This is a genomic window from Tatumella morbirosei, assembly GCF_000757425.2.
GTDB lineage: Bacteria > Pseudomonadota > Gammaproteobacteria > Enterobacterales > Enterobacteriaceae > Tatumella > Tatumella morbirosei.
Genome location: NZ_JPKR02000003.1, coordinates 74835 through 86415, shown reverse-complemented (window position 1 = coordinate 86415; position 11581 = coordinate 74835). Strand labels below are relative to the sequence as shown.

Below are 11581 nucleotides of genomic sequence, written 5' to 3'. Positions count from 1 at the left end.
ACAGTATAACAGTAGCCACACAGAGTCCCGCACTCAGCGCTACTTATACTGGTAAAGTCTTTTACCTGACGATTAAATCCGTCTTGCCTGCCAGAAAACCTTACGCCAGTAAACATTATTCAGTGAAGAACGAATCACTCCCCGGCTGGTCGATGCATGAATAAACAAGTTGTTCCGATCGTAAATACCCACATGCAGCCCGTCCTCTCCCCAGCCGGTTTTGAAAAATACCAAATCACCGGGCTGCAGGTCTTTCTTACTGATTCGGGTGCCGATTTGGCTTTGCTGGCTGGTGGTGCGGGGAAGCTGGATATCAAAGCGGTTACGGAAGGTCAGTAAAACAAAACCAGAACAATCGATACCCCGGCGGCTTAGTCCGCCAAGACGGTAAGGTGTACCGTGCCATTCACTCAACTGCGCATTCAGTTGCGCCCTCACACGGACAGGATCAGACAGCCGGGCATCGGGAGAAGGTGGATGGCTACTACAACCTGCCAGTATTAATACCATTAAAGCAACAGCAATACGTATCATATCCGGGGCTCCGAATAAGCAATCCAGCGAACACAGGCCTCGTATTCCGGCGTAGTCCGGCCAGCCACGGTACCTGCCAGTTAACAGTCTCCCACTGGCATAGCACTTCGGACCAGTTGGAATAGAAAGTGAAACAAACGTCCGGAATTATCCGCGTTATCTGCCGGTAATAGCAATGGTGTGTCACTAATACCGACACACCGCCTTAGCCGGAAAAAAAAAGGCCGCAATAGCGGCCTTTTCACATTGCCTCGTAAAAGAAATTAACCTTTCTTCGGAGCGGCGTTTTCTACACGGCTTTTCAATTTTTGCCCCGGACGGAAAGTCACAACACGACGGGCCGTAATCGGGATATCTTCCCCGGTTTTCGGATTTCTTCCCGGCCGTTGGTTCTTATCACGTAAGTCAAAATTGCCAAAGCCTGACAGTTTAACCTGCTCACCATTCTCTAATGCCCTGCGGACTTCTTCAAAAAACAGCTCAACAAGATCCTTTGCGTCACGCTTGCTCAGACCAAGTTTTTCAAACAGGTACTCTGACATTTCAGCTTTTGTAAGCGCCATAAGTTCAATCCCTCAAGGTTGCCTGGAATCGCTCTTTTAATGCCGCAACACAGTTAGCAACAGTCGCGGCGATTTCGTCTTCTTCGAGTGTCCGGCTGGTATCCTGCAAAATCAGGCTGATTGCAAGGCTCTTATAACCCTCGCTCACACCCTTACCGCGGTACACGTCAAACAAGTTTACGCCAACTATCTGATTTACGCCAACTTTCCTGCACTCTGCAATTATATCGGCTGCAGGCACGTTTTCGGCCACCACAACAGCGATATCACGACGGTTTGCCGGGAAGCGCGAAATATCCTTCGCGACAGGCAGGACGCGGTCTGCGAGGCGATCCCACTCCAGTTCAAACACCACTGTCCGGCCATTCAGAGAGAGCTTACGCTCCAGCTCAGGATGTACGACCCCGATAAAACCAATGTATTGATCCTGCAAATAAATAGCAGCACTTTGCCCGGGGTGCAGTGCCGGATGTGCTTCCGCCCGGAATTCAGTTTGTGCCAGTTTACCGGTCAGTTCCAGAACTGACTCCAGATCACCTTTCAGATCGAAGAAATCAACGGTCGCCCGCTCCTGATCCCAGTGTTCTTCATTTCGTGGTCCGGTGATGACACCCGCCAGCATTGTCTGCTGATGAATACCAAGATCTGCACTATTGTCAGGCACAAAGCGCAGTCCGCTTTCAAACAACCGGACACGGTTTTGCTGACGGTTTTGGTTGTACACGACCGCACCCAGCAGCCCCGTCAGCAATGACAGACGCATCGCTGACATTTCGCTGGAAATCGGGTTAGGCAGGATAAGCGCTTCCTGTCCCGGATGAACCAGGCCCTGCAGTTTCGGATCGACAAAACTATAAGTAATAGCTTCCTGATAACCTTTGTCTACCAGCATCGCTTTAGCACGTTTCAGTGGCAAACTGGCTTCACGGTGAGCTGGCATCACCAGATCCGCTTTGACAGGAACATCAGGAATATTGTTGTAACCATAAACACGGGCGACTTCTTCAACCAGGTCTTCTTCGATTTCCATATCAAAACGCCAGGCGGGTGCCACTGCGGTCCACTGATCCTGTCCGACGGTGACATCACAACCCAGACGTTGCAGGATATCGGTGACCTGGTTATCAGCAATATGATGACCAATGAGACGGTCCAGTTTATCACGACGCAGGGTGATGGTTGCCGGCACCGGTAACGCATCCTGATGAGTACGGTCAATCACCGGACCCGCCTCACCACCACAGATGTCCAACAGTAAACGGGTCGCTCTTTCAATCGCAGTATGCTGCAGTGTCGGATCGACACCACGCTCATAACGGTGGGAAGCATCCGTGTGAAGTCCCTGACGACGGGCACGACCCGTGATAGCCAGCGGGTTAAACCAGGCACTTTCCAGCAGCACATTTTGTGTCTGCTCATTAACCCCTGAGTCTGCCCCACCAAAAATTCCCGCCATCGCCAGGGCTTTTTGATGGTCTGCAATCACCAGAGTGTCATTGCTCAGTGTGGCTTCACTACCATCCAGCAGGGTCAGTTTTTCACCTTCTGTCGCCTGACGTACCACGATACCACCGTGCAAACGGTCAAGATCGAAGGCATGCATTGGCTGACCAAGTTCCAGCAAGACATAGTTGGTGATGTCGACGACCGCATCGATGGAACGGATACCACAGCGACGTAATTTTTCGGTCATCCATAACGGCGTGGCCGCTGCAACGTTAATCCCGGTAATTACCCGCCCCAGATAACGCGGACAGGCATCTGTCGCCTGAATATCAATCGGGAAGCTACGGTCAGTTGTCGCAACCACCGGTTCAATCACCGGCTGGGTCAACGGCAAACTATTCAGCACCGCCACATCGCGGGCAATCCCGATGATGCCTAAACAGTCGGCACGGTTCGGAGTCACACTGATTTCAATGGTGCTGTCATCCAGTTTCAGGTACTCACGGAAATTGGTCCCCGGAGTGGCATCCGCTGGCAGTTCCATAATACCGTCAGATTCAACATTGATTCCCAGTTCAGAATAAGAACACAACATCCCTTCTGAAGGCTCACCCCGTAGTTTTGCCGCTTTGATTTTGAAATCGCCCGGCAGTACCGCACCGACCGTCGCTACAGCGACTTTCAGTCCCTGGCGGCAGTTTGGTGCACCACAGACGATATCCAACAGACGATCGCTGCCAACATTAATCTTAGTAACACGTAATTTATCCGCATTAGGATGCTGGCCACATTCGACCACTTCCCCCACCACTACACCGTGGAAATCCCCGGCCACCGGTGCCACACCATCGACTTCCAGACCTGCCATGGTAATCTGACCAGAGAGTTGCTCACTGCTCAGGGCCGGATTTACCCATTCACGTAACCAAAGTTCACTGAATTTCATTGGATAACCTGCCCTTATTTAAACTGTTTGAGAAAACGCAGATCGTTTTCGAAGAATGCACGTAAATCGGAAACGCCATAACGCAGCATGGTCAGACGTTCCATACCCATACCGAAAGCAAATCCGGAATAAACTTCAGGATCGATACCTACGTTGCGTAATACGTTCGGGTGAACCATCCCGCAGCCTAACACTTCCAGCCACTTGCCGTTTTTACCCATAACATCCACTTCCGCCGAAGGCTCAGTAAACGGGAAATAAGAAGGACGAAAACGGATTTGCAAATCTTCTTCGAAGAAGTTGTTCAGGAAATCGTGCAGCGTGCCTTTCAGATTGGTAAAGCTGATGTTTTTATCAACCAACAGACCTTCCATCTGGTGGAACATCGGGGTATGCGTCTGATCGTAATCGTTACGATAAACACGGCCAGGCACGATAATACGAATTGGCGGTGCGCTTTTTTCCATAGTGCGGATTTGCATACCGGAAGTCTGGGTACGCAGCAAACGCTGTGCGTCAAACCAGAACGTATCATGGTCAGCCCGGGCCGGGTGATGAGCCGGAATGTTCAACGCATCGAAGTTGTAATAGGCATCTTCGATTTCAGGGCCGGTGACCGTGGTAAAGCCGAGTTCTCCGAAAAAGCTTTCGATACGATCAATGGTGCGGGTGACCGGATGCAGTCCGCCATTCTCAATTCGACGGCCAGGCAGAGAAACATCAATCGTCTCTGCAGACAGCCGCGCATTCAGCGCTGCGGATTCCAGGGTCTGTTTACGGCTGTTTAACAGTTCCTGAACCTGCTGTTTGGCTTCATTGATCACGGCACCGGCCGCTGGACGGTCTTCAGCAGGTAACTCACGGAGTGTCGTCATCTGCAGAGTCAGATGGCCTTTTTTCCCCAGGTATTCGACGCGTACGGCATCCAGGGTGGCGATATCCGTCGCCTCGTCTATAGCGGCCCGGGCACGGGCAACTAAATCTGCGAGTTGGGACATGTTTTCCTCTTCTTCTCAGTTAGTCTGGTGTTCTGTTCTTGTATGGACCGGAGCCCGGATAGTGGTCGCCAGAAACAACAAAGCCTCCACCAGGGAGGCTTTCAGCGCGATTTTTCGTTTCTTTTCAGCTGCGCAAAAGCCCCCGGGAATCAGGTGCTAAAGTAAAAAAAGAAACGGAAAATAGCAGGGTTCATTCTTGCATTACCTCTGTGTTATCTGAATTACTCACCGGAACGTTATAATAACAGATTGAAGTCAAATAGTTAGCATTTATCAGAGATAATAAAAAAGGGAGCAAGCTCCCTTTTTTATCTGACTTACGCCAGAACTGATTTCGCTTTTTCAACTAAAGCAGCGAAAGCCACTTTGTCGAATACTGCGATGTCAGCCAGAATCTTACGGTCGATTTCAATTGAGGCTTTTTTCAGGCCATTGATGAAACGGCTGTAAGACAGACCATTCTGACGGGCTGCAGCGTTGATACGTGCAATCCACAGCTGGCGGAACTGACGCTTACGTTGACGACGGTCGCGGTATGCGTACTGACCAGCTTTGATAACGGCCTGGAAGGCAACACGATAAACACGTGAACGTGCACCGTAGTAACCTTTAGCTTGTTTTAAGATTTTTTTGTGACGTGCGCGGGCAATGACACCACGTTTTACACGAGCCATAATAGCTCTCCTGTTTTATATTCTGTGAAAAAAAAAGTTAACTTATGCGTACGGCAGGCAGGCAACAACCAGACCCAGATCGCCTTTAGAAACCATGCCTTTCGGGCGCAGGTGACGTTTACGCTTAGTAGACTTTTTAGTCAGAATATGACGCAGGTTAGCGCGTTTACGCTTGAAGCCGCCTGAAGCGGTCTTCTTGAAGCGTTTAGCCGCTCCACGTACAGTTTTAATCTTTGGCATTTTATAAAATATCCACTTCGCATTGTTAATAAAATGAATCAGCAGGCGCAACCTTCCGCCCGGACGTTACCGTCCGGACAGAAGGATGACTTGAAAGCCTACTGCTTCTTCTTAGGTGCGAGCACCATGATCATCTGGCGGCCTTCAATCCTTGTTGGAAAGGATTCTACAACTGCCAGTTCAGCCAGATCTTCTTTCACGCGGTTAAGCACTTCCATACCGATCTGTTGGTGCGCCATCTCACGTCCACGGAAACGCAGAGTGATTTTGGCTTTATCGCCCTCTTCGAGAAAACGAACCAGGTTGCGTAGTTTGACCTGATAGTCGCCTTCATCTGTACCAGGACGGAATTTGATTTCCTTAACCTGGACAATTTTTTGCTTCTTCTTCTGTTCCTTAGAAGATTTGCTTTTTTCATAGAGGAATTTGCCGTAATCCATAATTCGGCAAACCGGCGGCTCGGCGTTAGGGCTGATTTCAACTAAATCCACGCCTGCTTCTTCAGATTTTTCTAAAGCTTCACGCAGACTGACAATGCCTAACTGCTCACCGTCAACACCCGTCAGACGTACCTCAGTGGCACGGATTTCGCCGTTAATACGATTCGGACGCGTTGGTTGTACTCGTTTTCCGCCTTTAATACCTTACTCCTCCAATTGATGAAGATGTCTGCTGCGTATTTCTTGCTGCAGCTTATCTATAAATACATCGACGTCCATAGAACCTAAGTCAACGCCACGGCGGGTACGCACAGCAACTTTGCCAGCTTCCACTTCTTTTTCACCGCAGACCAACATATAGGGGACACGACGTAATGTGTGTTCGCGAATTTTAAAGCCTATCTTCTCGTTTCTCAAGTCTGCTTTTACACGAATGCCCGCTTTTTGTAATTTTTGGGTTAATTCGTTGACGTAATCTGCCTGACTGTCGGTGATATTCATCAATACCACCTGTAATGGTGCCAGCCAGCTTGGGAAGAAGCCCGCATATTCTTCGGTCAGAATACCAATAAAGCGTTCCATTGAACCCAGAATCGCGCGGTGAATCATTACCGGGGTCTGGCGATCGTTGTTTTCGCCCACATAAGTGGCATCGAGACGTGACGGCAGAGAAAAATCGAGCTGTACTGTACCACATTGCCACGCACGATCCAGACAATCATATAAAGTAAATTCAATTTTCGGGCCATAAAATGCCCCTTCGCCTGGCTGATATTCAAATTCGATGTTATTTAAATTCAGTGCTTCAGCCAGATTTTGTTCTGCGCGATCCCACAGTTCTTCGCTACCAATGCGTTTTTCCGGACGGGTTGATAATTTAACCACGATTTTTTCGAAGCCAAAAGTCCCATACATATCATAAATCATACGGATACAGCTGTTCACTTCATCCAGAATCTGCTCTTCCGTACAGAAAATATGCGCATCATCCTGAGTAAAGCCACGCACACGCATCAGTCCATGCAAGGCACCTGAGGGTTCATTACGGTGACAGCTACCAAATTCAGCCATTCGCAGTGGCAGATCACGGTAAGATTTAAGACCCTGATTAAAGATCTGCACATGCCCCGGACAGTTCATCGGCTTGATGCAGTATTCACGGTTTTCTGAAGATGTCGTGAACATTGCCTCTTTGTAGTTTTCCCAGTGACCTGTTTTTTCCCACAGAACACGGTCCATCATAAACGGACCTTTAACTTCCTGATACTGGTACTCTTTCAGTTTGGTACGGACAAACACTTCCAGCTCACGGAATATGGTCCAGCCATCATTATGCCAGAACACCATACCTGGTGCTTCTTCCTGCATATGGTAAAGATCAAGCTGTTTCCCAATTTTACGGTGGTCGCGTTTTGCCGCTTCTTCCAGACGTTTCAGATAGGCTGCCAGCTGCTTTTTATCTGCCCAGGCAGTGCCGTAGATACGCTGCAGCATTTTATTGTCGCTGTCACCGCGCCAGTAAGCACCCGCAGTTTTCTGTAGTTTAAAATGGTGACAGAAACGCATATTCGGCACGTGCGGCCCACGGCACATGTCGATATATTCTTCATGATGATACAGGCCCGGCCGGTCATCATGGCTGATGTTTTCATCCAGTATGGCGATTTTATAGTCTTCACCGCGCGATTCAAATGTATCACGCGCCTCCTGCCAGCTGACTTTCTTTTTGATCACATCGTAATTGGTTTCTGCCAGCTGATGCATCCGCTTTTCCAGCAGTTCCAGATCTTCCTGGGTCAGGGTATGATCCATATCGACGTCATAATAGAAACCGTGGTCAATCACCGGACCGATAGCCATTTTGGTATCCGGCCAAAGTTGCTTTATGGCATGACCTAACAGGTGCGCGCAGGAGTGGCGAATAATTTCAATACCCGCTTCATCTTTGGCGGTAATAATGGCAACACTGGCATCGTCGGTAATCGGGTCGACGGCATCCACCAGTTCACCATTCACCCGCCCCGCGATACAGGCTTTCGCCAGACCGGGACCAATATCCTGCGCAATATCCATGACACTGACCGCATGGTCATAAGAACGCTGACTTCCATCAGGAAGAGTAATCACTGGCATTTCATATCCTTAATTGCAGTGGTAACCCACACGAAAGGCTACATACAAAGATTGATTTCAATTTAAATTCAACTACTTAACACTTGCCACTGTGAAGATTCTGAAGTTTAGGCACACCATGATGTGCACAAAACTCAATCCATGCTTACCTCACACAGAAGCAACGGAGCTAATGTTACATGTTAATGGCAGGTACGAAAAGGGAGAGATTCGCTTTGGAATCATTTCTGAAGGCTGGAATAACTCGTTGGAAGTCAAAAACTCAGCTCCAACATATCCCCTATGCCACATTGACAAGTTTTAACCCGTAATTACTGCCACCGCTCCCTTGCCACCGGCATCCCTGCAGGATACCCGCCTTCCTGAAGGATATGATTTTGGCCTGTTGGGGGACTAATCTCTACGATTATTTATAATAACGGGATTGTTATCATTGAGATATACCTTTAAGAGTTCAAAAAAATTCAGTTATTTTATCCCATGCCCACCGTGATTTTTAAAAGAAGGTAAATTCAATAAAAACCTCTAATCCTGTAGATATAAAAATACCTATGAATATTTCACGGAACAATAGATGATTGAGGGTATTTTGAAAACCACCAAATTATACTATCCGGCACGGAATTAAAAGACTGATAGATTTCAGATTAGAAAAGACTAAAAAATCAGACAAAAACTCTACCGTTACTCATTTGAGTAACAAACTGTCGAATGACTAACGACATTTTTAACAGGTAATCTTCGGTCCTGTTGACCGGGAAATCAAAAATCACACAATTCTCTATTCCTAAAGAGACAAAAAAATCGTCTGATTCTTTGAATATTTCCACCTTAACAGCAAAAAATTCGTGCTGTCCATCCATCATTTTAGCCGCAGTAATGATGTTAAAGTGAAGATGTCGATCGGCGCCAACCGGTAAACCGTAGAGGTTTACTGCCTCGTAATTATCATATCTGAAATCGCTAATGAAGGTCGAGTCAGTGACAGATCCGGAGGGAGATTTTAAAAAGTTTTCATACGAAACAAAAATTTTGTTCCCGAGTGCAACGAGTTCTAAAATGTGATTATTTCTTTCAGAATGACTTTTTCGTTTCTCCTGCAATATTGACGCGATAATTCTATATAAATTAGCCATCGCGATGCCCATTTATCAGTGAGTTTTATCCATCATAACTGTCCTAAAGGTCAATTGATAGTTAATTATGATAAATATCCTCACCTGTTCGATAAAACATACCCTCGAAAAAAAATTATTTTTTGTATGCCCTTAGAGTTACTGGATTTTTCAAAAATCTGAAGCCGATATTTAAAAAATATCTCGCCTGCCAGTTTACTCCTATTTATATGTCCCATTTCATTCTTTGAAATGAAAAGCCTCGCAAATACAGCGAGGTCTTTTCTGCGGTTGACGACCGGTCAACGCTTAACCAAAAGTTCAGGAACCTTTTCACTGATGTGTTCATCAGCTCGTTCTGAAGTATCCATTACCCGGTAGTGAGCCATCGCACCCTTTTCATTCTGTAGTGGCGCTGGATGAATACCCTCTGCAAATCCACCGAATGAAACTACCAGCAATAACCAGGAAAATGCCATTCTGTTTCGCACAGTTTCTCCATTCTCTTCAGTGACAGGAATGGCTATGGTAAAGGGCATAACGTAATGAAATGTCTGATATATCTAAAGTTGGTACGGAGTGTGTTTCTACTGCCTGGTATTGTACTGAATAAGCGAATAAGTACTGCCAAAAGTGAAAACCAACACTCTGGCTTACCGTATTGATTCACACTACTGCCGCAGGCTGGTATCTGGTTAACAGTCCGAGGGACAGGAAGCACTCAGTTCCCCCCACAGATCAGCTGTGTAAAATGACAATGAAAAAGAACGAGGAGAGATGAAAATACAAAATCTGACCCGCGGTAATAACCGCAGGCCTGTGTCAGACATGACTAAATATCATCGTCGAAACCGGTAAATCCGGGCAGATGAGCGTAGAGATCGCGGCAAACACCAATAATATGCTGTTTCATTAATTCAACCGCTTTTTCTGAATCCCTGTGTTTACAAGCGTCCAGAATGGCACGGTGCTCGTTATCTGCATTTGCCAAACCTTCAGCCACAGCCAGTTGCAGACGCATATAACGCTCAATTTTATCATGAATAGAACGTAACATATCCATCATAAAAGGCCGGTTGGCTGCTGCGTAAAACGCCGCATGAATATCCCAGTTCAGCTCAGCCCAACGGCTGGCGTCCTGTTCCGCAATAAAGCGATCACAGGCTTCACTGATTCGGGTGATATGACCATCGTTCATTTGTGATACTGCCAGCTGCATCAGTTTGGATTCCAATAATACCCTGACTTCAAACATCTGCGCCAGTTCGGGTTCAGTAATGGTTGCCACTACTGCACCGCGGTTACGATAAAAAATCACCAGCCCTTCCGCTTCCAGCAGTTTTAACGCCTCACGAACCGGAATTTTGCTGACATTAAATAATCCGGCAATGACATCCTGGCGGATAGGTTCATTTTCACTCATCTCTCCGGAGATGATAGCTTCCCGTAAATATTTAGCAATAATGACTGACGCGGAAGGCGTTGAACCAATATCAGGAATATCTGCTTTCAATTTCAACTCTGTTTGCCTCTGAATCTGACGTAAAATATTGTCCGAAAACCAGATGTTAATCAATCCGGTCAGACTTCCCTGTATCGAGCCTGATGACCGGGGGCGCAGTAAAACTATCGCTACCGGTTATCTGCAACAGCCTCCCTGCCCGTCAGCGCTGATTACCAGACAGTGTGGCAGCCAACGTAAAACTTTAAGGCTGCTGCAAACGATAACAAGCGATTGATCGCTTGCTATCGTATACGTTATCCAGACTAGTAGATGGCCACTCAAATAACAACCATTGTATGAACAAAAGGTTAACACAACCCGCGATCACTAGGTTAGCCGAAGTGATTAGTAGCATAACCCAAGGCGTGATTCAGAATGATTACAGTTTAACAACACCCTTTTCTGCAGGTTACAAAGTTTCCGTTCTGAAACAATTACTCTATGAAATTAATAAAAACCTGCATAGCAATCGTTGTAGCCGGTGCTACTCTTTGATCCGTTTCTGCAGGAGAGTTTTTAAATGAAAAAGTACGTAATTACACTGGCCCTGGCAGGGTCATTAGTCATGTCACAGGCTGTTATGGCTGCAGGTTGTCTTAAAGGTGCAGTTGTCGGTGGAGTTGCTGGCCACATGGCACATCATCATGCCGTACTTGGTGCGGTTTCAGGTTGTGTAATCGGCCATCATATGGCGAAAAAAGCGGCTGCCGAGAAAGCAGCTCAGCAAAAACAACAGCAGCAACAGGCTAATGGATAGTTTTCACCCCTCTCCGGTCTGATAGATACCGACCAGACTGTTCAGTCACGGAGGCAGGAAATGATTCCTGCCTCCGTATTCCGTCGCTTCAGTCTAACCATGCCTGCGTAAACCTGGCATCAGTTCTCTGCCATGTTCACTGCTGCGGAACAGCTATCTGCGGGTTCAGCCATATAACCGCATAAAAGCCCCCATAACACGGGCCTGACGAAACTGAATTCGCTGGCGCAA

Annotated in this window: 14 protein-coding genes; 2 read left to right on the top strand and 12 right to left on the bottom strand. The window is 47.3% G+C overall.

Features of this window, described 5'->3' with window-relative positions:
• Nucleotides 1-72 precede the first annotated feature (72 nt).
• The 12 genes from HA49_RS03275 to HA49_RS03230 form a co-directional block, all read right to left on the bottom strand.
• Nucleotides 73-534, bottom strand: coding sequence for a C40 family peptidase (locus HA49_RS03275; protein WP_038020530.1), 462 nt, complete (start codon nucleotides 532-534; stop codon nucleotides 73-75).
• A 263-nt stretch (nucleotides 535-797) separates the two neighbouring features.
• A complete protein-coding gene (gene ihfA / locus HA49_RS03270) occupies nucleotides 798-1097 on the bottom strand; it encodes an integration host factor subunit alpha (RefSeq protein ID WP_038020529.1) in 300 nt (99 codons plus the stop codon).
• A 4-nt stretch (nucleotides 1098-1101) separates the two neighbouring features.
• Nucleotides 1102-3489, bottom strand: coding sequence for a phenylalanine--tRNA ligase subunit beta (gene pheT / locus HA49_RS03265; protein WP_038020528.1), 2388 nt, complete (start codon nucleotides 3487-3489; stop codon nucleotides 1102-1104).
• A 14-nt stretch (nucleotides 3490-3503) separates the two neighbouring features.
• Nucleotides 3504-4487 carry a phenylalanine--tRNA ligase subunit alpha gene (gene pheS / locus HA49_RS03260; protein ID WP_038020527.1) on the bottom strand — a complete coding sequence of 328 codons (984 nt, stop codon included), beginning with the start codon at nucleotides 4485-4487 and terminating at the stop codon, nucleotides 3504-3506.
• A 149-nt stretch (nucleotides 4488-4636) separates the two neighbouring features.
• Nucleotides 4637-4681 (bottom strand): pheST operon leader peptide PheM, encoded by a 45-nt coding sequence (pheM, locus tag HA49_RS21375; protein WP_156994596.1) that lies wholly within the window; start codon nucleotides 4679-4681, stop codon nucleotides 4637-4639.
• A 123-nt stretch (nucleotides 4682-4804) separates the two neighbouring features.
• On the bottom strand, nucleotides 4805-5161 hold the full coding sequence (rplT, locus tag HA49_RS03255; RefSeq protein ID WP_038020526.1) for a 50S ribosomal protein L20: 357 nt from the start codon (nucleotides 5159-5161) through the stop codon (nucleotides 4805-4807).
• Between the two features lie 42 nt (nucleotides 5162-5203).
• The gene (rpmI, locus tag HA49_RS03250) at nucleotides 5204-5401 is read right to left on the bottom strand and encodes a 50S ribosomal protein L35 (protein WP_011146889.1); all 198 of its coding nucleotides are present in this window, start codon (nucleotides 5399-5401) and stop codon (nucleotides 5204-5206) included.
• 98 nt (nucleotides 5402-5499) lie between these two features.
• Nucleotides 5500-6042, bottom strand: coding sequence for a translation initiation factor IF-3 (gene infC, locus HA49_RS03245; protein ID WP_072055909.1), 543 nt, complete (start codon nucleotides 6040-6042; stop codon nucleotides 5500-5502).
• 3 nt (nucleotides 6043-6045) lie between these two features.
• Complete coding sequence (gene thrS, locus HA49_RS03240) at nucleotides 6046-7974, bottom strand: threonine--tRNA ligase (protein WP_038020524.1); 1929 nt, start codon at nucleotides 7972-7974, stop codon at nucleotides 6046-6048.
• 665 nt (nucleotides 7975-8639) lie between these two features.
• Nucleotides 8640-9110, bottom strand: coding sequence for a hypothetical protein (locus tag HA49_RS03235; RefSeq protein WP_156994533.1), 471 nt, complete (start codon nucleotides 9108-9110; stop codon nucleotides 8640-8642).
• Nucleotides 9111-9391: 281 nt separating this feature from the next.
• On the bottom strand, nucleotides 9392-9580 hold the full coding sequence (locus HA49_RS21370) for a hypothetical protein (RefSeq protein WP_156994531.1): 189 nt from the start codon (nucleotides 9578-9580) through the stop codon (nucleotides 9392-9394).
• Between the two features lie 341 nt (nucleotides 9581-9921).
• A complete protein-coding gene (locus HA49_RS03230; RefSeq protein WP_038020873.1) occupies nucleotides 9922-10608 on the bottom strand; it encodes a GntR family transcriptional regulator in 687 nt (228 codons plus the stop codon).
• A gap of 46 nt (nucleotides 10609-10654) precedes the next feature.
• Between HA49_RS03230 and HA49_RS21365 the strand changes: the two genes are divergently transcribed.
• Nucleotides 10655-10828 carry a hypothetical protein gene (locus HA49_RS21365; protein ID WP_156994529.1) on the top strand — a complete coding sequence of 58 codons (174 nt, stop codon included), beginning with the start codon at nucleotides 10655-10657 and terminating at the stop codon, nucleotides 10826-10828.
• Nucleotides 10829-11113: 285 nt separating this feature from the next.
• Nucleotides 11114-11350, top strand: coding sequence for a hypothetical protein (locus tag HA49_RS03225; protein ID WP_038020522.1), 237 nt, complete (start codon nucleotides 11114-11116; stop codon nucleotides 11348-11350).
• Nucleotides 11351-11581: the final 231 nt, after the last annotated feature.